This is a genomic window from Vogesella aquatica (assembly GCF_028548455.1).
GTDB classification, from domain to species: domain Bacteria; phylum Pseudomonadota; class Gammaproteobacteria; order Burkholderiales; family Chromobacteriaceae; genus Vogesella; species Vogesella aquatica.
On the sequence record NZ_JAQQLF010000019.1, the window covers coordinates 23,229 to 45,854 of the forward strand.

General features: G+C 62.0%; 24 protein-coding genes. 20 read left to right on the forward strand and 4 right to left on the reverse strand.

Annotated features, from left to right (window positions below):
- Positions 1 to 49: 49 nt before the first annotated feature.
- The 17 genes from rpsA (at position 50) to PQU95_RS14250 (ending at position 14,966) form a co-directional block, all read left to right on the forward strand.
- Positions 50 to 1,732, forward strand: a complete 1,683-nt coding sequence (gene rpsA / locus PQU95_RS14170; protein ID WP_017509947.1) for a 30S ribosomal protein S1 — start codon at positions 50 to 52, stop codon at positions 1,730 to 1,732.
- Between the two features lie 9 nt (positions 1,733 to 1,741).
- Positions 1,742 to 2,035 (forward strand): integration host factor subunit beta, encoded by a 294-nt coding sequence (locus PQU95_RS14175; RefSeq protein ID WP_026108145.1) that lies wholly within the window; start codon positions 1,742 to 1,744, stop codon positions 2,033 to 2,035.
- 125 nt (positions 2,036 to 2,160) lie between these two features.
- Positions 2,161 to 2,451: a lipopolysaccharide assembly protein LapA domain-containing protein gene (locus PQU95_RS14180; RefSeq protein WP_227302822.1), complete on the forward strand. Its 291-nt coding sequence runs from the start codon at positions 2,161 to 2,163 to the stop codon at positions 2,449 to 2,451.
- A gap of 31 nt (positions 2,452 to 2,482) precedes the next feature.
- Complete coding sequence (lapB, locus tag PQU95_RS14185) at positions 2,483 to 3,646, forward strand: lipopolysaccharide assembly protein LapB (protein ID WP_272752607.1); 1,164 nt, start codon at positions 2,483 to 2,485, stop codon at positions 3,644 to 3,646.
- 31 nt (positions 3,647 to 3,677) lie between these two features.
- A complete protein-coding gene (gene pyrF / locus PQU95_RS14190) occupies positions 3,678 to 4,424 on the forward strand; it encodes an orotidine-5'-phosphate decarboxylase (protein WP_272752608.1) in 747 nt (248 codons plus the stop codon).
- A gap of 13 nt (positions 4,425 to 4,437) precedes the next feature.
- Positions 4,438 to 5,400, forward strand: coding sequence for a D-glycero-beta-D-manno-heptose-7-phosphate kinase (gene rfaE1 / locus PQU95_RS14195; protein WP_272752609.1), 963 nt, complete (start codon positions 4,438 to 4,440; stop codon positions 5,398 to 5,400).
- Between the two features lie 26 nt (positions 5,401 to 5,426).
- Positions 5,427 to 6,005, forward strand: a complete 579-nt coding sequence (locus PQU95_RS14200) for a DUF924 family protein (RefSeq protein WP_272752610.1) — start codon at positions 5,427 to 5,429, stop codon at positions 6,003 to 6,005.
- A 19-nt stretch (positions 6,006 to 6,024) separates the two neighbouring features.
- Positions 6,025 to 7,020, forward strand: a complete 996-nt coding sequence (gene rfaD, locus PQU95_RS14205; RefSeq protein WP_227302826.1) for an ADP-glyceromanno-heptose 6-epimerase — start codon at positions 6,025 to 6,027, stop codon at positions 7,018 to 7,020.
- Positions 7,017 to 7,538, forward strand: coding sequence for an NUDIX hydrolase (locus PQU95_RS14210; protein ID WP_272752611.1), 522 nt, complete (start codon positions 7,017 to 7,019; stop codon positions 7,536 to 7,538). The genes rfaD and PQU95_RS14210 overlap by 4 nt, the downstream gene beginning before the upstream one ends.
- 68 nt (positions 7,539 to 7,606) lie before the next feature.
- Entirely contained in the window at positions 7,607 to 8,062 is a 456-nt protein-coding gene (nrdR, locus tag PQU95_RS14215) for a transcriptional regulator NrdR (protein ID WP_017509956.1), read from the forward strand.
- A 99-nt stretch (positions 8,063 to 8,161) separates the two neighbouring features.
- Positions 8,162 to 8,701, forward strand: a complete 540-nt coding sequence (locus tag PQU95_RS14220; protein WP_272752612.1) for a GNAT family N-acetyltransferase — start codon at positions 8,162 to 8,164, stop codon at positions 8,699 to 8,701.
- Positions 8,702 to 8,758: 57 nt separating this feature from the next.
- Entirely contained in the window at positions 8,759 to 9,301 is a 543-nt protein-coding gene (locus tag PQU95_RS14225; protein ID WP_272752613.1) for a GNAT family N-acetyltransferase, read from the forward strand.
- Positions 9,301 to 10,428 carry a bifunctional diaminohydroxyphosphoribosylaminopyrimidine deaminase/5-amino-6-(5-phosphoribosylamino)uracil reductase RibD gene (gene ribD, locus PQU95_RS14230; RefSeq protein WP_272752614.1) on the forward strand — a complete coding sequence of 376 codons (1,128 nt, stop codon included), beginning with the start codon at positions 9,301 to 9,303 and terminating at the stop codon, positions 10,426 to 10,428. The genes PQU95_RS14225 and ribD overlap by 1 nt, the downstream gene beginning before the upstream one ends.
- 7 nt (positions 10,429 to 10,435) lie before the next feature.
- Positions 10,436 to 11,494, forward strand: a complete 1,059-nt coding sequence (locus tag PQU95_RS14235) for a malate/lactate/ureidoglycolate dehydrogenase (RefSeq protein WP_272752615.1) — start codon at positions 10,436 to 10,438, stop codon at positions 11,492 to 11,494.
- Positions 11,495 to 11,506: 12 nt separating this feature from the next.
- A complete protein-coding gene (locus tag PQU95_RS14240) occupies positions 11,507 to 12,157 on the forward strand; it encodes a hypothetical protein (RefSeq protein ID WP_272752616.1) in 651 nt (216 codons plus the stop codon).
- Positions 12,158 to 12,233: 76 nt separating this feature from the next.
- A complete protein-coding gene (locus PQU95_RS14245; protein ID WP_272752617.1) occupies positions 12,234 to 13,721 on the forward strand; it encodes a carboxypeptidase M32 in 1,488 nt (495 codons plus the stop codon).
- Between the two features lie 333 nt (positions 13,722 to 14,054).
- Positions 14,055 to 14,966: a sensor domain-containing diguanylate cyclase gene (locus PQU95_RS14250; RefSeq protein ID WP_272752618.1), complete on the forward strand. Its 912-nt coding sequence runs from the start codon at positions 14,055 to 14,057 to the stop codon at positions 14,964 to 14,966.
- Positions 14,967 to 15,037: 71 nt separating this feature from the next.
- Here PQU95_RS14250 and PQU95_RS14255 read toward each other — a convergent pair whose 3' ends face one another.
- Both PQU95_RS14255 and PQU95_RS14260 read right to left on the reverse strand, forming a co-directional pair.
- Positions 15,038 to 15,634 (reverse strand): cold shock domain-containing protein, encoded by a 597-nt coding sequence (locus tag PQU95_RS14255; protein ID WP_272752619.1) that lies wholly within the window; start codon positions 15,632 to 15,634, stop codon positions 15,038 to 15,040.
- 51 nt (positions 15,635 to 15,685) lie between these two features.
- A complete protein-coding gene (locus PQU95_RS14260; protein ID WP_272752620.1) occupies positions 15,686 to 17,125 on the reverse strand; it encodes an aminotransferase-like domain-containing protein in 1,440 nt (479 codons plus the stop codon).
- 151 nt (positions 17,126 to 17,276) lie between these two features.
- On the opposite strand from PQU95_RS14260, the gene PQU95_RS14265 reads away from it, so the two are divergent.
- The 3 genes from PQU95_RS14265 (at position 17,277) to PQU95_RS14275 (ending at position 19,420) form a co-directional block, all read left to right on the forward strand.
- Positions 17,277 to 17,885 (forward strand): LysE family translocator, encoded by a 609-nt coding sequence (locus PQU95_RS14265; RefSeq protein WP_272752621.1) that lies wholly within the window; start codon positions 17,277 to 17,279, stop codon positions 17,883 to 17,885.
- On the forward strand, positions 17,886 to 18,581 hold the full coding sequence (locus tag PQU95_RS14270) for an aspartate/glutamate racemase family protein (RefSeq protein WP_272752622.1): 696 nt from the start codon (positions 17,886 to 17,888) through the stop codon (positions 18,579 to 18,581).
- A 77-nt stretch (positions 18,582 to 18,658) separates the two neighbouring features.
- Positions 18,659 to 19,420 (forward strand): substrate-binding periplasmic protein, encoded by a 762-nt coding sequence (locus tag PQU95_RS14275; RefSeq protein WP_272752623.1) that lies wholly within the window; start codon positions 18,659 to 18,661, stop codon positions 19,418 to 19,420.
- A 35-nt stretch (positions 19,421 to 19,455) separates the two neighbouring features.
- Here the strand turns inward: PQU95_RS14275 and PQU95_RS14280 are convergent, their stop codons facing one another.
- Both PQU95_RS14280 and PQU95_RS14285 read right to left on the reverse strand, forming a co-directional pair.
- Positions 19,456 to 20,736, reverse strand: a complete 1,281-nt coding sequence (locus PQU95_RS14280) for an NAD(P)/FAD-dependent oxidoreductase (RefSeq protein ID WP_272752624.1) — start codon at positions 20,734 to 20,736, stop codon at positions 19,456 to 19,458.
- A gap of 151 nt (positions 20,737 to 20,887) precedes the next feature.
- Positions 20,888 to 22,498, reverse strand: a complete 1,611-nt coding sequence (locus tag PQU95_RS14285; protein WP_272752625.1) for a methyl-accepting chemotaxis protein — start codon at positions 22,496 to 22,498, stop codon at positions 20,888 to 20,890.
- Positions 22,499 to 22,626 lie beyond the last annotated feature (128 nt).

Below are 22,626 nucleotides of genomic sequence, written 5' to 3' on the forward strand. Positions count from 1 at the left end.
GCGTGACGCAAGGCATGCCTGAGAGTTACATCTGATGACTACCCTCGTTATGGATAGCTTCGCCGCCCTGTTCGAAGAGAGCTTGGCTCTGCAAGAAATGCGTGCTGGTGAAGTAATCACCGCTGAAGTCGTTGGCATCGATTCCAACTTCGTGACCGTTAACGCCGGCCTGAAGTCCGAATCCCTGATCCCGGTTGAAGAGTTCAAGAACGACAACGGCCAAGTTGAAGTTGCCATCGGCGATTTCGTTACTGTTGCGATCGACTCCCTGGAAAACGGCTTTGGCGAAACCAAGCTCTCCCGTGAAAAAGCCAAACGTCTGGCTGCATGGGTTGACCTGGAAGAGGCTCTGGAAGCTGGCAAGATCCTGTCCGGCGTTATCAGCGGCAAAGTCAAAGGTGGCCTGACCGTTATGGTTAACGGCATCCGCGCCTTCCTGCCGGGTTCCCTGGTTGACGTACGTCCGGTGAAAGACACCACTCCGTACGAAGGCAAAGAAGTTGAGTTCAAGGTTATCAAGCTGGACCGCAAGCGTAACAACGTTGTTGTTTCCCGCCGCGCTGTTCTGGAAGAAACCCTGGGCGAAGAGCGCAAAGCGCTGCTGGAAACCCTGCGTGAAGGTGCCATCATCAAAGGTATCGTCAAGAACATCACCGACTACGGTGCGTTCGTTGACCTGGGCGGTATCGATGGCCTGCTGCACATCACCGACCTGGCATGGCGCCGCGTGAAGCACCCGTCCGAAGTTCTGGCCGTGGGCGACGAAGTTGAAGCCAAGGTACTGAAGTTCGACCAAGAGAAGAACCGTGTATCCCTGGGTCTGAAGCAACTGGGCGAAGATCCGTGGGTGGGCCTGTCCCGTCGTTACCCGTCCGGCACCCGTCTGTTCGGCAAGGTAACCAACCTGACCGACTACGGCGCGTTCGTGGAAATCGAACAAGGCATCGAAGGCCTGGTACACGTGTCCGAAATGGACTGGACCAACAAGAACGTACACCCGTCCAAGGTAGTTCAGGTTGGCGACGAAGTTGAAGTGATGATCCTGGAAATCGACGAAGACCGTCGTCGTATCAGCCTGGGCATGAAACAGTGCCAGGCTAACCCATGGAACGAGTTCGCTGACAACTTCAAGAAAGGCGACAAGCTGAAAGGCGCGATCAAGTCGATCACCGATTTCGGCGTGTTCGTTGGCCTGCCTGGCGGTATCGACGGCCTGGTACACCTGTCCGACCTGTCCTGGAACGAAACCGGCGAAGACGCTGTGCGCAAGTTCAAGAAGGGTGACGAGGTTGAAGCCATCGTTCTGTCCATCGACGTGGAAAAAGAGCGTATCTCCCTGGGCATCAAACAGCTGGAAGGCGATCCGTTCAACAACTACGTAGCCATGAACGACAAAGGCGCGCTGGTTAAAGGTACCGTGAAGACCGTTGACGCCAAAGGCGCCGCCGTGACGCTGGACACCGACGTTGAAGGCTACCTGCGTGCTTCCGAACTGTCCCGCGACCGCGTTGAAGACGCTCGCTCGGTTCTGAAAGAAGGCGACGAAGTTGAGGCTGTGATCATTGCTGTTGATCGCAAGTCCCGCGCTATCAGCCTGTCGATCAAAGCCAAGGACGCACAGGAAGAGAAAGCTGCCATGTCCGCTATCGGCGCTGGCGACTCCAACGTGTCCGCTGGTACCACCAGCCTGGGCGCGCTGCTGAAAGCTAAACTGTCCGGCGGCAACGAATAAGTGATGGACATGACCAAATCTGAGCTTATAGCGAGGCTTGCCGAGCGTTATCCTCAGTTGGTCGCCAAAGATGCTGAGCTGGCTGTTAAAACCATTCTGGATGCAATGGCCAGCAGCTTGGCAAAAGGGCAGCGGATCGAAATCCGCGGTTTTGGTAGCTTCGATCTGAACTACCGTCCGCCGCGGATGGGCCGCAATCCCAAGTCTGGCTCCAGCGTTGTCGTTCCTGAGAAATACGTGCCTCACTTCAAGGCAGGTAAAGAACTGAGAGAGCGGGTTGATCTGACCGGTTCGAACGACTAAGCAGTTTTTTTGCCTGTCCCAAAGCGCCGCAGCTTGTCTGCGGCGCTTTTTTTATCTGCGCTTTACTTGGGAGGGGTGTCGCTTTCGTTTAAACTTGCAGCATTGCGACGATGCGAAAGCCCCCGATGCGTTATCTCTTCCGCTTGTTTGAGCTGCTCGTACTGGTGTTGTTGATTGCCGTTACCGTGCAAAACAGCGCTGTAGTGGAATTCAAGCTGTTCTTTGGCCAGACCTGGCAAGCCCCGCTGATTCTGCTGTTGCTGATCTTCTTTGTGGCCGGTGCCCTGATTGGCCTGGTGGCTACGTTTGCCTATTCCCTGCGCGTACGCCGCGAGCTGTCGCAGCTCAAAAAAGAGCTGCGCTCGCGCCAGAGTAGCAAAGTGGTGGTTGACCCCAGCGATGCCCTGGCTGACTAAGCCGTCCTGTTTTTTGCCCCGAGGTTGAATTTTGGATATCGATTTGTGGTGGCTGTTGCTGTTTCCGGCCTTTTTCGGCCTGGGATGGTTGGCCGCACGCGTAGACATGCGTGCAGTACTGAAGCAGGCGCGGGAAGTACCTGCCGGTTTTTATAAAGGTCTGGACGCGCTGGTAGACGACCAGACCGACGTGGCCGCCCGTTCGCTGTCCGAGGTGGCACGCGCCCACCCGCACGCGCTGGAAGTGCAGCTCAGCCTGGGCAAGCTGTACCGCCGCCGTGGCGAGAATGACCGCGCCATCCGCCTGCACCAGCAGGTGCTGGAGCTGCCCGACCTGACACGCGAGCAAAAGGCGCTGGTGCGCTTCGAGCTGTCGCAAGACTTTCACAAGGCTGGCTTGGTAGACCGCGCCGAAGAGATTCTGGTGAAGCTGCTGGATAGCCACACCATGGGCCGCGCCGCGCGCGAGCAGCTGTTGTCCATCTACCAGCAAGACCGCGACTGGGCCAAGGCCATCGCCACCGCGCTGGAGCTGCGCAGCGATGCGCACAGCTTCCAGCACGAAGTGGCGCAGTTCTACTGCGAGCTGGCGCAGGGTGCGCTGTACCAGTCCGATTACGACAAGGCACGCGAGGCGGTGAAAAACGCCTTTGCGGCCAACCGCAAGTGCGTGCGCGCCAGCATCCTGCTGGGTGATATCGAAACGGCGCAGGGTAAGCACGAGGCGGCCATCGCGGCGTGGCAAGCCATCGAAAAGCAAAACTACGAATACCTGGCCATGGTGGCCGAGCGCCTGTTCGATGCCTACGAATCGCTGGGCAAGCCGCAGGAGGGCATCGCCTTGCTGCGTGGCTACCAGCGTACCTTCTCGCAGCTGGAGCTCACCGACCTGTTGTACCAGAAGGTGGCTACCTACGAAGGCGAAGCCCGTGCGCTGGAGGCCGCCCGCGAGGCGGTACACGCGCGCCCCAGCCTGCTGGGGGTGTACCGCCTGGTAGAGTCGCAGATGGACGAGCTCAGCACCGAAGGCCGCCTGGACGCCGAAGTGGCGCGTGCGCTGATCATGAAGCACGCACAGCGCCTGACCGTACACCGTTGTAAACGCTGCAACTTCCGCTCGCGGGCTTTCTTCTGGCATTGCCCCGCCTGCGGCGAGTGGGAAAGCTTTACGCCCAACCGCTCCGAAAACCACTGAACCGAATACGCGACAAGAAAGACAGGAAAACATGAACCCGTTAATGGCACATGGCTTTGCGGCCAACGTTAATTCGCCGGTACTGGTGGCGCTGGATTTTGCCACCGCAGACGCCGCACTGGCCTTTGCTTCCCGTCTGGACCCCTCGCAGTGCCGCCTGAAGGTAGGCAAAGAGCTGTTTACCGCTGCAGGCCCGCAGCTGCTGGAACAGTTGGCCGCACGCGGCTTCCAGGTGTTTCTGGACCTGAAATTCCACGACATCCCCAATACCGTGGCGCACGCCTGCAAGATGGCTGCCGAAGCCGGGGTGTGGATGGTGAACGTGCACGCCAGTGGCGGCCGCCGCATGATGGAAGCCTCGGCTGACGCGCTGGCGCAATACAGCCAGCGCCCGCTGCTGATTGCCGTTACCGTGCTCACCAGCATGGACGCGGCCGACTTGCTGGAAATCGGCGTGACCGTGCCGCCGCAAGAGCACGTGCTGCGCCTGGCGCGCCTCACCCGCGACAGCGGCCTGGACGGCGTGGTGTGCTCGGCGCAGGAAGCCGGCGTACTGAAAGCCGAGTTGGGTCAGGACTTCAAACTGGTGACGCCGGGTATCCGCCTGGCCGACAGCGCCGCCGACGACCAGCGCCGCGTGATGACGCCGGTGGCCGCGCTGCAAGCCGGCTCCGACTACCTGGTAATCGGCCGCCCCATCACCCGTGCAGACGACCCGTTGATGGTGCTGAACAAGATCAATGCCGACATCCAGGCCTATCAGGCCAGCCTGGCCTGAGCCGAGGTAGCCCATGACCCTGATGCAACAGCTGGGCCTGAGCCCGCAAGAATTGACCCGCAGTCTGGCCAATAGCCGCGTGCTGGTGGTGGGCGACGTGATGCTGGACCGCTACTGGTTTGGCGACGTATCGCGCATCTCGCCGGAAGCCCCGGTGCCGGTGGCCAAGATTGCCCGCATGGAAGAGCGTGCCGGTGGTGCGGCCAACGTGGCGCGCAATATCGCCAGCCTGGGCGGCAAGGCGACCATCCTGTCCGTGGTAGGCGACGACGAAGCCGCCACCGCGCTGACGCGGCTGATGGAAAGCGACGGTATTACGCCGTCGTTCAAGCGCGACCCCGGCATTTCCACCACCATCAAACTGCGCGTCGTAGCGCGGCAGCAGCAGCTGATCCGCCTGGATTTCGAAGACGCGCCCAGCCACGAGATCCTGGCCGACAAGCTGGACGACTACGCCGCCATCGTGGCCGACCACGACGTGGTGATTTTGTCCGACTACGGCAAGGGCGGCCTGACCCACGTCAGCCGCATGATCGAACTGGCGCGCGCTGCCGGCAAGCCGGTGCTGATCGACCCCAAGGGCGACGATTACAGCAAGTACGCCGGTGCCACGCTGCTCACGCCTAACCGTAGCGAGTTCAAGCAGGTAGCCGGTAGCTGGCAGAACGACGAACAACTGGCCGCCAAAGCACAAGCGCTGCGCAGCCAGCTGCAGCTGGACGCGCTGCTGGTGACGCGCAGCGAAGAGGGCATGACGCTGTACCGCGAAGCCGGTGCCGTACACGAGCCCACGCTGGCGCAAGAGGTGTACGACGTCTCCGGTGCGGGTGACACCGTTATCGGCACCCTGGGCCTGATGTTGGCCGCAGGGCTGGACATGCCGCTGGCCATGCGCCTGGCTAATGCTGCCGCCGGTATCGTGGTGGCCAAGCTGGGTACCGCCGTGTGCCACCAGCGCGAGCTGTTTGCCTTGTAATAACCCAGCCTAGCAAGGAGCGGATGATGGCCTGGTACGAGCAGGTATTGCAGTTCTGGTTCGGCGGTAGCGGCGACGACATGCTGGCCCTGCCGCGCGAGGCCTGGTTCAAGAAAGACCCGGTGTTTGACGGCATCATCCGCGAGCGCTTTGCGCCGCTGCTGGCCGAGTTGGCCGCCGGCACGCTGCAGCCCGACGCCAGCGACGCGCGCCAGGTGCTGGCCTGGCTGATCGTGGCCGACCAGTTCCCGCGCAACCTGTACCGTGGCCAGGCGCAGGCTTTTGCTACCGACGCGCAGGCGCTGGCCGCCAGCCACGCCGCGCTGGCGGCGCGGCTGGATATCCGCCTGCCGCCGGTGGCGCGCTGGTTTGTCTACCTGCCGCTGGAGCACAGCGAGCAGCTGGCCGACCAGGAAGCATCCGTGCGCCGCTTCGAGAGCCTGCCGCATGGCAGCCCGGGGCGCGACAATGTAATCGACTTTGCCCGGCGGCATCACGAGATCGTCGCCCGTTTCGGCCGTTTCCCGCACCGCAATGCGGCGCTGGGGCGGCCGTCTACCCAGGACGAGCTGACCTTTCTGGCCCAGCCAGGCAGCGCGTTCTGAACGCATACAAGGAACAAGCATGACTATCGTAGTGACCGGTGCGGCCGGTTTTATCGGCTCCAATATCGTGAAGGCGCTGAACGCGCGTGGCGAAACCGACATCCTGGCGGTGGACAACCTCAGCAAGGGCGACAAGTTCGTCAACCTGGTGGGCTGCGAGATCAGCGACTACCTGGACAAGCAGGACTTCATCAGCCTGATCGGCAGTGGCGATTTCGACGGTGAAATCACCGCCATCCTGCACCAGGGTGCCTGCTCCGACACCATGAACCACGACGGCAAGTACATGATGGAGAACAACTACCAGTACACGCTGGAGCTGTTCGAATTCTGCCAGGCCGAGGAAATCCCCTTCCTGTACGCCAGCAGCGCCGCCACTTACGGTAAGGGCACTACCTTCAAGGAAGACCGCCAGTACGAAGGCCCGCTCAATGTATACGGCTACTCCAAGTTCCTGTTCGACCAGATCCTGCGCCGCCGCATGGCCGAAGGCCTGACCGCGCAAGTGGCCGGCTTTCGCTACTTCAATGTGTACGGCCCGCAAGAGCAGCACAAAGGCCGCATGGCCTCGGTGGCCTTCCACAACTTCAACCAGTACCGCGAAACCGGCAAGGTGAAATTGTTTGGCGGCTACGACGGCTACGCCGACGGCACGCAGAGCCGCGACTTCGTGTCGGTGGAAGACGTGGTGAAGGTGAACCTGTACTTCCTGGATAACCCGGACAAGAGCGGCATCTTCAATCTGGGCTCCGGCCGTGCGCAGCCGTTCAACGACGTGGCCGTGGCCACCGTCAACGCCTGCCGCCGCCACGAAGGCAAGCCGGCACTGACGCTGCCCGAGCTGGTAGAGCAGGGCATCCTGGAATACATCGACTTCCCGGACGCGCTGAAAGGCAAGTACCAGAGCTTCACCCAGGCCGATATCGGCAAGCTGCGCAGTGCCGGTTACAGCGATGCCATGCTCACCGTAGAGCAGGGCGTGGACCGCTACGTGGACTGGCTGATGAGCCGATGAGCCGACACGCCGCCCTGCCGGTACGCGTGGCAGCGCGTTTGCTGCTGCGCGACCCCGACGGGCGGGTGCTGCTGTTCCCCTACCGGCCGCCCGCTCTGGGCGGCCGTATTGTTTACTGGTTCACCCCTGGCGGTGGTGTGCACGCCGGCGAAAGCCTGGCCGACGCTGCCTGCCGCGAATGCCTGGAGGAAACCGGCTACGCGTTGGCCGACCCTGGCGAGCCGCTGGCGCGGCGCCAGTTTGCCATGCGCCTGCCGGACGGAGGCGAGGTATGGGCCGACGAGTATTACTTTCACGTACGGGTTGGCCGCATCGCCCTGCAGCAGGATGGCTGGAGCGTGCAGGAGCGCGCCAGTATGGGGCAGGGGCGCTGGTTTGACGCGGCTGCGCTGGCTCACCCGCCGCAGCCTGTTTTTCCCGAACACCTGCCGGCCATGCTGGCCGCAGCCGATGCGCGCGACGCACTGGCCGCGCCACCTGACGTGCGCGATGGCGACACGCTTGTGCCCAAAAAATGAGCATTACTGTTGCCAGGCGGCGATAGCTGATAACATCAGGCTATTGAAATTGCCAGGATTGTAAAGCCATGAAATGCCCCTTCTGCGGCTGCGCCGATACCCAGGTGGTAGATTCCCGCGTCAGCGAAGACGGCAGCAGCATACGTCGCCGCCGCCGCTGTACCAGCTGCGACAAGCGCTTTACAACCTTTGAAACCGCCGAAGTGCGCATGCCGCAAGTGGTGAAAACCGGCGGCCACCGCACCGAGTTCGACGTGGAAAAGGTACGCACCAGTTTCCTGCGCGCGCTGCACAAGCGCCCGGTGTCTACCCCGCTGGTAGACGACGCCATCAACCGCATCAGCCAGCGCCTGTTGCAGCTGGGCGAGCGCGAGGTGTCCAGCCGTTATATCGGCGAAATGGTAATGAACGAGCTGGCCAAGCTGGACAAGGTGGCCTACGTGCGCTTTGCCTCGGTGTACAAGAGCTTCCAGGATATTTCCGAGTTCACCGACGCCATCGAGGAAATACAGGGCAAAGGCTAAGGCCGGCCCAGGCCGTAGCGGCCGCCAAGATGCGGTGAACCAGACAACCCTGTCGTGCGCGGCAGGGTTTTTCATAGCTGGAACTTAAGGGGGAGTGACGTGAATACTTGTCTGCGGCCAGTCGCCGAGCAGGATGCCGCAGCGTTGTTTACGCTGGTGGACACCCACCGCGCCGCGCTGGCGAGCTGGCTGCCGTGGGTGGCGGCCACCCATACCCAGCAAGATAGCCTGGCTTTTTTGCAGCATAGCGTGGCGGCGCGCCAGCAAGGCAGCCAGTACGACTGGCTGATTCTGGTGGATGGCCAGCTGGCCGGTGTGTGCGGCCTGCATAGCGTGTCTGCGGCCAACCGCCGTGCCTGTGTCGGTTACTGGCTGGCGCCGCCTTACGTTGGCCGCGGCGTGATGCAGGCGGCGCTGCAGCAGCTGTGCGGGCAGGCGTTTGGCCCGCTGGGCCTGCAGCGCCTGGTAATCGACCCGGCGCTGGCGAATGTGCGCAGCATCGCGGTGGCACAGCGTGCAGGCTTCGGTTTCGAGGGCATACTGCGCCAGCATTTATGGTTGCACGGCCAGCCGCACGACGCCGCCAGCTACAGCCTGCTGGCCACGGAGTGGGCAGTACGCCAGCCTGTACAGGCTTGACGCTGGCTGGCGGCCAACCTTAGTCTGTGGGCTCGCAGTTCCATCAGAAAGCCTGACATGACCTCCGCCGTTACCCTTCGCCCGCTTGAACCTGCCGACGCCGATGCGTTGTTCTCCCTCGTCAATAGCAGCCGCGACAGCCTGTCGCAGTGGCTGCCCTGGGTGGATACCACCCGCAGCGCCGCCGATTCGCTTACCTTCATCCAGCATACGCAAGCCGAGCGCGACGCCGGCCGCGTTCATACCTGGCTGATTCTGGCCGACGGCCAGCCTGCCGGCGTGTGCGACCTGCACGGCGTGAGCTTGCTGAACCTGCATGGCTCTATCGGCTACTGGCTGGCCGATAGCTACGTTGGCCGCGGCTATCTGCCACAGGCGCTGGCACAGGTGCTGCATACCGCGTTTGCCGAGCTGGGTTTGAACCGTGTGGATATCGTGAGTGCGGCGGCCAACCTGCGCAGCTGCGCGGTGGCAGAGCGTAGCGGCTTTACCCAGGAAGGCGTGCTGCGCGGCTATCTGCGTATCCGCGAGCGTTTCTGGGATGCCCGCATCTACAGCCTGCTGGCCGCCGACTGGCGTGCCGCGCAAGGGCAGGCATGATGAGCGAGCCGCAAGGCCTGCTGCCGCAAGATTACCCCTATATGCAGCAGGCCTTGCGCCTGGCTGCCGCGGCGACCCGCCGCGCCGCGCCCAACCCCGGTGTGGGCTGCGTGCTGGTGCGCGATGGCCAGGTGATAGGCGAGGGCGCTACCCTGCGTGTGGGGGGCGACCATGCCGAAATCCAGGCTATCAAAGACTGCTACGCCCGTGGCCATAGCCCGGCCGGCGCCACCGCCTACGTCACGCTGGAGCCGTGCAGCCATTATGGCCGTACCCCGCCGTGCGCCGAGCGGCTGATCAAGGAAAACATCGGCCGCGTGGTGGCCGCCATGGTGGACCCGTACCACGAAGTAGCCGGGCGCGGCATTGCCATGCTCAACGCGGCCGGCATTCCGGCGGTGGCCGGCTGCCTGCAAGCCGAGGCACAGTACGTGCACCGTGGTTTCCTGTCGCGCGTTACGCGCCAGCGCCCCTGGGTCACGCTGAAGGCCGCCGCCACGCTGGATGGCAAGACGGCGCTGCTCAATGGTGTCAGCCAATGGATTACCGGCCCTGACGCCCGCCGTGACGTACAGCAGCTGCGTGCGGCCAACTGTGCCATGCTCACCGGTAGCGGTACCGTGCTGGCCGACGACCCGCAGCTCACCGTGCGCGAGGTGGCCGTGCCCAGCCAGCCGCTGCGCGTGGTGGTGGACAGCCGCCTGGCCACGCCGCCCGCGGCACGCATTTACGATACCGCCGTGGCGCCCACCCTGCTGGTGACTGCGGTGGCGGATGCCACGCTGCATGCGCCGTATCTGGCCCGCGGCGTACAAATACGCGTGTTGTCTGCGCCAGATCAGCGTGTGGATTTGCCGGCACTGCTACAAAGCCTGGCAGCAGATGGCATCAACCAGCTAATGGTAGAAGCCGGTGCCGGCCTGAACGGTGCGCTGGTGCAAGCCGGGCTGGTGGACGACATCGTGCTCTACCTGGCGCCTTATCTGGCCGGCGATGCGGCACGCGGGCTGTTTGCCTGGCCGGCGTTGCAGTCGCTGGACGACAAGCTGGCGCTGCGCATCAGCGACACCCGCATGGTTGGCCGCGACCTGCGCCTGACCCTGCAGCCCGACCCTAACCCGAGCTAACCCCCGCATGCTGCTGACCGAACACACCCTGTACCGCCTTGCCCACGCCACCTTGCTGGCGCTGGGTTCTGGCAATGAAGAAGCCGCTGTCGTGGCACAGCATCTGGTGTCAGCCAACCTCAAAGGCCACCCCAGCCACGGCGTGGGCATGCTGCCTTTCTATGTGGACAGTGTGCGCAACGGTACTTTGCAGCCGGGTGAGCCAGCCTGGCTGCTGAACGACAGCGGTGCCATCCTGCAGTTTGACGGCGAGCGCGGTTACGGCCAGCGCGTGGTGCGCGAGGCGGTGGACGCCGCTATCGAGCGCGTGGCGCACACCGGCATCGTGCTGCTGACTGTGCGCAATAGCCACCATATGGGCCGCATCGGCAGCTATGGCGAGCAGGTGGCGGCTGCGGGCAAGGTGGGGCTATTCTTTGTCAACGTCACCGACTTTCCCCAGCCGCTGGTGGCACCGTTTGGCGGCTCTGCCGCGCGCTTTGGTACCAATCCCTTGTGCGTGGCGTTTCCGGCGGGGGAGCAGGAGCCGCCGTTCATTCTGGATTTCGCCACCAGCATGGTGGCCTATGGCAAGACGCGGGTAGCCTACCTGGCCGGCAAGACGTTTGACGAAGAAGTCATGCTGGACGCGGATGGCCTGCCCACGGCCAACCCTGCCGCCATGCACGAGCAGCCTACCGGTGCGCTGCGCCCCATCGCGGCGCACAAAGGCGGTGGCCTGGTGGCGGCCATCGAGTTTCTGGCGGGCCTGCTGTCGGGCGGGGGCACCCTGCAGCCGGGCAATGCCCGCCTGGGCGGTATCGTGAACAACCTGACCGCTGTCATCATCGACCCGGAAGCCGTAGCCGACGTAAGCTGGCTGCGTGAGGAATACGACGCCATGGCCGCCTATATCCGCAGCTCGCCAGCCCCGGCCGGGCAAGCGCCGCTGATGCTGGCCGGCCAGCCGGAGCGCCAGCGTGCAGCAGAAGCCGCAGTACACGGGGTAGAGATGTCGGATAATGAATGGGCAGCCATACTGGGCGCTGCGCGTAGAGCAGGGGTGCCCGCACCCGAGCTGCTGTAAGGAAGCAAGACCATGCCTCAGGACAAGATGGACGACGCACTGGATGCCTACCTGCGTCTCTTGGACAGCAAAGGTGCCGATGCCGGGGTTATCGCCTATCGGCGCCGCATTCTGGCCAGGCTGAACCAGATTTTACGCAGCCAGCGCGGCGGTACGGATATCTACCGTGCCGCCGTGGATGCCCTGTTGTCGCTGTGCCCGCCAGGCGACCGCGCCGGCGCCATGACCGCAGCGCGCGAGTACTATTATTTCTGGCTCGACGACGTCAAAAAGCTGGCCGCACTGAACGCCCGCGACGGCTTTACCACCCACCATATCCGGCTGCCGGCGCACGGCAGTTTTGAAAGCCTGCAGCAGCGTATGCTGAGCGATGGTTTTAGTAGCTATCCGCCCTCGCTGGACATTTATCTGGGCCAGCTGTACGAGCTGGGCTCGGACGAAAGCATGCTGGCCGAGCGCGGCGAGCTGATTCGCCCGCTGCTCTACCTGCTGCATGGCCACCCGCACCACCCGGACAGCTTTCGTACCGCTATCGATGCCATGCTGCTGCACCTGGGCGATAGCCAGGCGCGCGATACCTTCCTGATCATTGCGCGCGAATTTTTCTACTACTGGATATCGTTTCCCGACGCCGGCGTACGCGCCGCACCGCGCCCGGCCTGAGCCCGTCCGAACAGACAATTGCCGCCCGGCGCAGCTGCAGGCATCATCTCAGCCTTGTTTATCCAAGGTGCCTGCCATGACCCAACCCGCTTACCCGCAGCTGGAAACCGCCTTTACCCGCCTGTACCGCTACCAGCACCTGGCCGCCATTGCCGGCTGGGATCAGGCTGCCATGATGCCATCCAAAGGTAACGATGCCCGCGCGGCAGCCATGGCAGAGCTGCAGGTGCTGATGCACCACACGCTGACCGACCCGGCTTTGCGCGGCCTGTTCGATGCGGCCAACAGCGAAGCACTGACGCCGGTACAGCAAGCCAGCCTGCGCGAGATGCGCCGCGAGTGGCAAAACGCCAACCTGCTACCCGCCAGCCTGGTCGAGGCCAAAAGCCTGGCCGGCAGCCGCTGCGAACACGCCTGGCGTAGCCAGCGCAAGGCCAACGACTGGCAAGGCTTTTTGCAGAACTTCCGCGAGGTGGTCAAGCTGTCGCGCGAGGAAGCACAGTATCTGTCCGACACCACCGGCGTATCGCGCTACGACGCCCTGATGAACCTGTACGAGCCGGGCATGAACAGCGCCGAAGTACAGCGCATTTTCGACGACGTGAAGAGCTGGCTGCCAGGCCTGATCCGCGACACTATGCAAAAACAGGCGGGCGAGCAGGTATTGCAGGCGCAGGGGCCGTTTGCCATCGAAGCACAGCGCGCGCTGGGCATCGAGGTGATGGGGGTGCTGGGCTTCGACTTTGACGCAGGCCGCCTCGACGTATCGGTGCACCCGTTCTGTGGTGGTGTCGCCGAAGACGTGCGCATCACCACCCGTTACCGGGACGACGATTTCGTGCAAAGCCTGATGGGTATCGTGCACGAAACCGGCCACGCCCGTTACGAGCAAGGCTTGCCGCGCGAGCTGGCGCACTTGCCCGTAGGCCACGCCCGCTCCATGGGCATACACGAAAGCCAGAGCCTGTCGTTTGAAATGCAGCTGGGCCGCAACCCGGCCTTCTTGCAGCTGATTGCGCCGCTGGTGAAAAAGCACCTGGGCGAGCAGCCGGCTTTCGATGCGGCCAACCTGGGCCAGCTGTACAGCCGTGTACGCCCGGGCTATATCCGCGTAGATGCCGACGAGCTGACGTATCCGGCGCACGTGATTCTGCGCTTCGAGATCGAGCGGGCGCTGATCGAAGGCGAGATCGAGGCAGAGGATATTCCTGCACTGTGGGATGAAAAAATGCTGGCTTACCTGGGTGTGGATACCCGCGGCAATTACCAGAACGGCTGCCTGCAGGATATCCACTGGACCGATGGCAGCTTTGGCTACTTCCCTAGCTACACCCTGGGTGCCATGTATGCGGCGCAGTACTTTGCCACCATCCGCCAGCAATACCCGGATCTGGATAGCCGTATTGCTACTGGCGACCTGGCACCGGTATTCGACTGGCTGCAGAGCAATATCTGGCAGCAGGCCAGCCTGTGGAGCACGCCCGAGCTGGTACGCCGCGCCACCGGTGAAAGCCTGAACCCCGCGCATTTCCGTGCGCATTTGCAGGCGCGTTATCTGGGCTGAATATGGCGCGGTGTGCCTGGGTTAGGTGCCGGCATATTATGCTGATATCGCGAAGCTAAGCGAAATAATACCCCGCATAAATCACTTCCAAGGAAGTTGTGCGGGGTATTTTACATATGTTGATTTATAAGCTAGCTATTTAATATGTGTTGTATGTATCGAAATATCAGAAGATGTGATGTCACTATTTCACCCCCGCATGATTAGCAGTATAAATCCTGAGAAAGGGGCGTAGCGACGCGCCCGGATACCATAAGAACATCATCAGGCAACACAGACGCAGTGCGTACTGCAGCCTGACAGGGGAGAAACATGTCGACGGGGCAGCAAGTTTTGGCACCTTACGACATCGAAAAGGTGCTGTTTCATAGCCTGGACGTGATACCCATTCCGGCGCTGGTGTCTACTTCGGACCCCGCGCTGGAGGGGAAGCGCAACCATTTGTTTATCAACAAGGCTTTCCTGCAGCAGATCGGCTACAGCGCCGAGGAAATGCCCGATATGCTCAGCTGGTTTCAGCTGGCGTACCCCGACCCGGTTTACCGGCAGCAGGTTATCCGCGAGTGGCAAGAGACGGTAGAGGATAGCCTGGCGCGCGGGGAAAATGTGGCCGAGACCAGTGCCCTGGTGCGTTGCAAGAATGGCGAGCGGCGCTGGTTTATCGTGGCGGCCCAGATCAAGGCCGAGGTCCTGCCATCCTGGCATATCGTTACTTTTCGCGACGTACACGACCTGCATTGCATGGTGGAAGAAAATCGCCGCCTGTCCATTACCGACACGCTGACCCAGCTGGCCAACCGCCGCGAGGCCCAGATGCAGCTGGACCTCGCACGCAATGCCTTTTTGCACCGCGACCAGCCATTTAGCGTACTGTTGTGTGATGTCGATCACTTCAAAGCGCTGAATGACCGTTTCGGTCACAGCTGCGGTGATGAGGCGCTATGCCTGTTGTCCGCTACCTTGCAGGCCTGCGCGCGCCAGGGGGACTGTGTCGCGCGTTGGGGGGGGGAAGAGTTTCTGCTGCTGTTACCGGGTACGGCTTTAGCGGGTGCCATCGTGATGGCGCAGCGTATCCGTACCCAGATAGCGCAGATCGCCTTGCCTTGGGAGAACGCCCCATTGCTGAGCGTAAGCATAGGCTGTGCCACCATGACGCCCGAGCTCACACTGGACGGCCTGATCCAGCAGGCCGACATGGCCTTGTATCGCGCCAAGGCAGCCGGGCGCAACTGCGTGATGGCCTGACGCTGTTGCTACTGTTATACGGGTGTTTGCTTTTGCTGAACTTTCCGGCCGCGTGGTGCTATTCCGGCGGGCTAATGCCCGAATTGCTGCTCGCACGGCTCGCCATCACCATCGCCATCCATTTTTGCGCCAGGGCAATGCGCCAGAAAATACAGCGCCTCGCTACGGGATGTCATTTGCGAGCAATAAATGCGCTGGTCGCATTGGAACTGTGTGCCGCCCGGGGGCACGTGTTCGGCGCGCAAGCTGCTGGCCGGTGCCGCTATCGCTGGCGGGGTACCGTGTGTCAGCGTCAGCAGCTGCCGTGCCCGATAGTATTCCTTTACGCCGTAACCGGCTGCGGACACGGCCAGCAGCAGTAGCAGGCCATTGAGCAGTTGGCCGCGTCGCCGCCGCTTGCTGGTGTACGCCGGGCGTGTGGCGCGTGCTGTGGCCGGTTTGCCGGGGGCTTTGGGCAGGAATTTTTCGCTGTGGACATGGTGGGCCGCAAATTTGCCATTCTGCGCGGCTGTGAGCTCGAACGACACCACCCAGCCTGTCTGTGGCCGTATGGCGCCGCGGGGGCAATCGCTGATGTGGAAGAAAACCCTGTCGCCGTTGTCTTTGCGGGTAATGAAGCCGTAGCCTTTTTCATCCAGCCAGTGTGTGATGGTGCCTTGATGACGCAACTGACAATCCTTTTTGCATAATTTGCATTATTATGCCATGTGATCATCGTGTCAGGTGCCACTGTTTGCCTTGCACCGTGCTGCCAGTTCACCCACGGTACGCAATGCATTGATGAAGCGCTCGTCCAGTGGCTGGCAGCATGACAGCCGTAGCGCATTGCGGTAGCGGCCACTGGGTGAGTACAGCGGGCCGGGGGAGATGCTGATGCGCTCGTGGATGGCCAGGTCGAACAGTTTTACCGTGTCGTAGCCGTCGGGTAGCTCTACCCAAATCAGAAAGCCGCCGCTGGGGTGCGTGGCACGGGTGCCGGGCGGGAAGTGGGCGGCAATCAGCGCCCGTACCTTGTCGATGTGCAGCGTGTAGCGGCGCTTGAGTGAGCGCAGGTGGTGGTCGTAGCCGCCCGATTCCAGAAACGCGCCCAGTGTTTCGCACAGCACCAGCGGTTCGGCGATCGAGCTGGCGAACTTCAGCTTCTTGATGTCGGCGCCGAAACGCCCGCCTTCCAGCCAACCCACCCGAAAGTCCGGCGCCAGCGTCTTGGTGTAGCTGGCGCACACGATCACCCAGCCGTCCTGGTCGTAGGCCTTCACCGCTGGCTGCAGCGCATCGCCGAATTGCAGCTCGGCGTATAGCGCGTCTTCGATCAGTGGCACCTGGTAGCGGTTCACCAGTGCGGCCAACCTTTTCTTGTTGTCGGTAGACATGCTGCAGCCCAGCGGGTTGTGCACATTTGGCATCGCCACCACGGCTTGCAGGCGCTGTTCGCTGAGCAGCATTTCCAGCGCGTCCAGCGACAGGCCGTGCTGCGGGTCGGTGGGGATTTCCACAGCTTTCAGCCCCAGGCTGGCAAACAGCGGCAGCAGGTTGAAATAGGTAGGCGACTCTATGCCCACGGTGTCGCCGTGGCGACATACCGCACGCAGTGCCAGCTGCAGGGCTTCCATGGCGCCGTGGGTGAGGATGATGTTGTCGGCCTGCAGTGCCATGCCCAGCTCCAGCCCGCGCCGCGCGATCTGGGTGCGTAGCCGCTCCGAACCCGGTGGCAGCGCGTAGTTGCTCACCAGTCCGGGGCTTTTGCGCAGCACCTGGCCCATCAGCCGTGCCAGCTTGCCGGCCGGATAAAAATCGCCACCGCGCGGGCAGGCCAGCGCCATGTCGATGTAGCCGGGCGTTTGCTGCGCCTGCAGCGCGGCGCCGATCAGGTCCAGCACCGCGCCGTCGGTACCTTGGGCAGGCCCCGCTTCGCGCAGTGCGCCGCGTGCCGGCGAGGCCAGCCGCGCCTTGACGTAATAGCCGGACTGCGGCCGCGCTTCTACCAGCCCCCGGTCTTCCAGCACGCGGTAGGCGGCCACCACGGTATTGAGCGACAGCTGGCGGCTGTGCGCGGTCTTGCGTACCGACGGCAGACGCGAGCCGGGGGGCAGGGTGCCGCGATTGATGGCGCTGGACAGATCGTCGGCCAGTTGCTGGTACAGGGTGGCATTTTCCATGGCGGGCTCGGGTGTGACAGTTGGGTGGGCGAAGCGTGGTGACAGTTGTATTTTGAGTCAAACTGTCACCGTGACAATGATAAATTCTTGGTTCTGTAACCGGCAAGCGGCTTTCTCTACGATAGGGCTACACACACTACAGGGAGCTGCCATGCTGACCTTGCCACTACTGAGTTATGTCTCGCTGATGTCCATCACGCCCGGCCCCAACAACCTGATGTTGGCCGCATCGGGTGTCAATTTCGGTTTTCGCCGCAGCCTGCCGCACCTGCTGGGGATCAGCATCGGCCATGGTGTGCAGGTGCTGATCGTGGCACTGTTGCTAGGCTGGGTGATGACGCTGCTGAACGACTGGCGCCTGCTGTTAAGCCTGGCCGGCTGCGGCTATCTGTTCTGGCTATCGTGGCAGGTGTGGCTGGCGGGGGCACCAGAGGCCAAACAGGCTGTCACGCCGATGAGCTTTCTGGGCGCTGCGGCGTTTCAATGGGTGAACCCCAAGGCCTGGGTGATGGTGGTGAATACCAGCCTGTTGTTTCTGCCGGCAGCGGCGGGTTGGCCGCAGGCACTGGCCTTGGCAGGCCTGTGTGCGCTGATCAACTTTCCCTGCATCTGCCTGTGGGCTGCGCTGGGCGAAGGGCTACGCCGCTACCTGAGCCAGCAGTTTGCACGCAGGCTGTTTAATGGCGTGATGGCGGGGCTGATGGCGGCAACGGCTGCCTGGTTATTGTGGGATGAACTGACATTGGCAAAGGTGCTGTAAATGACACAAAAGATGCTGGGTTTGCTGGGCGGCATGAGCTGGGAATCCACCGCGCACTATTACGCGCAGATCAACCGTAGTGTACGCGGCGCCCGCGGTGGTCTGCATTCTGCCCGTTTGCTACTGCATAGCGTCGACTTTGCGCCTATTGCCGACATGCAGCGCCGTGCCGACTGGGCAGCGGCGGCTCAGTTGCTAGGCGAAGCCGGGCGTGGCCTGGCTGCTGCCGGTGCCGGTACGCTGCTGATCTGTACCAATACCATGCACAAGGTGGCAGGGCAGATTGAAGAGATGGCCGGTATCCCGCTATTGCATATTGCCGACCCCACCATCGCGGCGCTGCGGGCTGCCGGAGTAGAGCGTGTTGGTTTGCTGGGCACCCGCTTTACCATGGAAGACGACTTCTACAGTGCACGCCTGTGCGGTGCCGGCCTGCAGGTTTGCGTACCCGATACTGACGACCGTACCGAGCTGCACCGCGTGATTTTTGAAGAGCTCTGCCGTGGCCTGCTATACGATGCCTCGCGCCTGCGTTTGCTGGCCATGGTTGATGCCTTGCGTGCGGACGGTGCCCAGGCGGTGATTCTGGGGTGTACCGAAATTGCCATGCTACTGGGGCAAGACGATACCGACATGCCCTTGTTCGACACCACCGGGCTACACGCCGATGCAGCGGCGGCATGGTTACTGGGCTGATATTGTCTTAGTTTTTTTATCGACGTTAAGCATAATGAGAGTAGAGTTGTTATCAACTTCTGCGTTGCGAGCACGATATGAAAACGATTTTTGCCGCTATGTTTGGGGGCAGCCTGTGGCTGTCGGCGGGGGGGGCTGCAGCCAACCCCGTGGTCAGCGTTTGTGCCGAACCCTGGGCGCCTTTTATCGACAGTGCCCCGGACCAGCCTGCCATCGGCTTGGCTGCCGATGTCATCAACCGGGTGGCCGAAGCTAACAAGCTGCGGGTGAAGTATATTTTCAAGTCGGCAGGAGCCTGCCTGCGCCTGGCGCGCCAAGGGCAGGTGGACATGCTGGCCTTTGCCGGTGCGGCCGATAGCCCTGCCGGGTGGGTACAAACCCGCCAGCCGCTGGTGTACTGGGTGCTGGGGGCCTGGGTAGCAACAGGCAGCCCGCAGCAGGCATTTACCGGGCTGGAGGCATTCAGCCAGCAGCGTGTCGGCTGGGTATCGGCCTATGATTACCCGGTGGCGCTAAAGCGCAAGCAGGATTGGCAGCGGGTGGACGTTATCGATACCGCGCGCGGCATGCGCATGCTGCTGGGCGGGCGGGTAGATGTGGTGTTCGATGATGGCCTGGCCGGTAGCAACCTGCCCCCGGCCATGCGTGATAAAGTGCGCTTGCTCAAGCCGCTGGTTGGCAGTGTCAGCCAGCCCATCAGCCTGCGCCCGGGCTTGTTTGCCCTGCGTGAGGGCATCGACGCGGAAGCCGAGCTGTTGCGCAAGAATGGCCAGCTGGACGATTTTTACCAGCATTACTTCGATAATTCTATCCATCAGGTGCTGCACTCCCTGCACTGACGGCCTGCGTGTGCAGGCCGTTGGCCGGTAGCCGTTCAGTCATGGTGATCCAGCCGCTCGATACCCAGTAACTTCAGCACGTATTTCTCGTAAACCGGCTCGGAAGAGCCGGTTTTCATTTTGTGCATGAAGTATTTCTCGAATGCTGCTTTGGCCAGATGCACCCACTTGCCCTTGGCGAACCAGTTTACATTGCGTGGGGGTAGCTGAGGCAGTGCCACAAAGGCGGCTCCGGTGTCGCCCATATCGGCCAGGCAGATGGCGTTCCAGCTTCCCTTGGCCTTCGCCGCCTGGCCATCCAGCTCCGCTCCGATGTTATGCACGATGGCGGTGACCATGGTCTCGATCATATAGCCGGTTTTCGGCGCCCCGGTGGCTACCGGCGTGGCTTCTACCGGTGGAATGGCGACACAGACGCCGGCAGCAAAAATGTTGCGGTACTGTTTGCTGCGCTGGTACTCGTCGATCAGCACAAAGCCACGCGGGTTGCACAGCCCTTCCACTGCTGCAACCGGGTCGACGCCACGGAAGGCAGGTAGCATCATGCTGAAGGCAAAGGGCAGGGTGTGCTCTTTGCGCACATTGCCGTCATCCGCCAGCTCGCTAATGTGCATCTGGCCTGGCTCTACCTGTGTGGTGCGGGCATTGCAGATCCACTTGATATCGTTATTGCGCAGCTCACTTTCCAGCACCGATTTGGAGTCGCCCACACCGCCCAAGCCCAGGTGGCCAATATAAGGCTCGCTTGTCACGTAGGTGATGGGGACTTTATGGCGCAGCTTGCGCCGGCGCAGATCGGTATTGACGATGAAGGCAAACTCGTAAGCCGGGCCAAAGCAGGACGCACCCGGCATGGCACCGATGATGATGGGGCCGGGCTGCTCCAGAAAGGTCATGTATGCCGCGTTGGCATGCAAGGCGTGTTGCAGTGTGCAGATGGATTGGGTATAGCCGCCTGCCGGCCCGGCACCGGGTACTTCGTCGAAGGCCAGTTTGGGGCCGGTGGTTATCACCAGGTAGTCGTATCCCAGCTGTTGGCCGTCGGCCAGCGTAAGCTGGCTGTTGGCCGCATCGATGTGGCTGACCGGGCTGGCGATGAAGCCTATGCCTTTCTTTTCCAGATAGGGGCGGATGGGGAAGGAGATTTCCTCGGCCTCGCGCCAGCCCACGGCGACCCACGGGTTGGAGGGTACGAACTGGAAATGCTCGCTGTTATTCACCACAGTGATCTGGCAGCGCTTGCCCAGCTTTTCCTGAAGTTCATACGCGGCGGGCATACCTCCGGTTCCGGCACCAATCACGACGATCTGTTTCATGTCTTCTCCTTTAGCCAGCTTTACGGGCAGTGTTGTCATTTAATTAAAATACAAAAAAATATAATGTAAAGCGCTAAATGGATTGTGTTTCCGGCAAGCCAGGCATGCAAAAGCCCGGCGGACTGCCGGGCTGTGTGTGGGGGAAAGTATCTTACAGCTTGTAGGTACGAACCTCGTTGTCCAGGGTGGAGGCCAGCTCGTTCAGGTGGTGCGCCAGGTCGGTCACGCTGTGGGCGGCGCTGGCGTTTTCTTCCGACATTTGCGCCACGGTTTCTACCTGCTGCGCAATGCTGTTCGCTGCCGCACCTTGCTCGCGGATGGCACTGGCAATTTCACCTACCACCCCTTTGTTATCGTCTGCGGCCTGGGCGATTTCCTGCATGGTCAGGCGTGCCCGCTCGGTTTCCTGCACGCCGCTTTCCACGCTGCTGACGGCACGGCTTACCCCGGCGGCGGCGTCATCAGACTTGCCCTGCATGGTGTTGATCATCTGGGCGATTTCGGTAGTAGAGCTGGCGGTGCGTTCGGCCAGCTTGCGTACCTCGTCGGCTACTACGGCAAAGCCGCGGCCCATTTCGCCTGCGCGGGCGGCTTCGATGGCGGCATTGAGCGCCAGCAAATTGGTCTGGTCGGCCACGTCGCGTATCACGTTAATAACCGTATGAATGGCATTGGTTTGCTGGTTCAGGGCTTGCATATGGGTGGACACGTCGCGCACCGACTCGGCCATGCTGAGGATGGTGCCGTTGCTGCTTTCTATCACCTGTTCGCCGTGGCGCGCCTTGTGGCCGGTGTCCTGCGCCAGGGTATTGGCTTCCTGGGTGCGGTCGGCCACGTGGTTGATGCTGACGGTAATCTGCTCCAGCGCCGCCGCCATGGACGAGGCCGACTGGCTTTGTGCCGACGAGCCAGCGGCAACCTGCCCGGCAGCGCTGGCCAGGTTGGCCGCAGCCGATGCCACATCGCTGGACGATGCCGCCACGCGCTGCATGCTGTCGTGCAGGCGGCTGGCCAGCTGGTTGAAGTGGCGTAGCAGGCCGCCCATTTCATCGTCGTGACGGATCTGGCAGCGGCGAGACAGGTCCAGGTGCTCGGTCATGTCGGCAATATCGCTGGCCGCGTCGTGAATGCTGCCTACAATCTGGCGATAGGTGCGTATCGCGATGATGACCAGCGCCAGCAAGGCGACGCCGGCGGTAATGGAAAGCCATAACAAGGCACTCTGTTCGGCCTCGTTCAGTGCCTGATGCGCTTCACGCCCTACCTGCTTGTTGTGCTCTATTTCTTTCAGTGCGGTGTCGCGTACCTGCAGGAAGTCGCTGCGGCTGTTGTTGAGTATTTGCGAGGCATTGGCGACGTCTCGCGCCTTGAATGCCGCCAGCACCTGGTCGTAGGTCTGGTTGGTGCGCGCTACCCCGCGACGGAATTCTTCCAGTAGCTGCTTGTCGGCGTTGTCGTTTACCAGGGCTGCATAGCTTTGCAGATTGTTGTCTACCAGCTGGCGATAATTTTGATAGGCCGCCAGGATCGCATCCTGTGTGGCGGCTTCTTCCGACGCCACCAGGCTGAGCAAGGCAGCGCGCTGCTGCACAAAGTTCAGGCTGGCGGTACCGAGCAGCTCGATGCTTGGCACGACATCTTCGGCGATAACCGACGACTTTTCCTTGATGCTGGCTAGCTGGATAAAGGCAATCAGCAGAATCGTGGCAAAAGCAGCCACAGCCACCAGGGTCTGCAACTGCAAACGTGTAGCAATTTTCATGAAACACCTCTAACCGATGGGGTGGGTTGTTTGGGGCTGAAGCGGTGCAGTCAGGTCAATGGCAGTGTTCGCCAGCCATCGCTGGCGATGGCGGGGTGGCTGGCGGTACGGCTTGGCGCACACGGTTG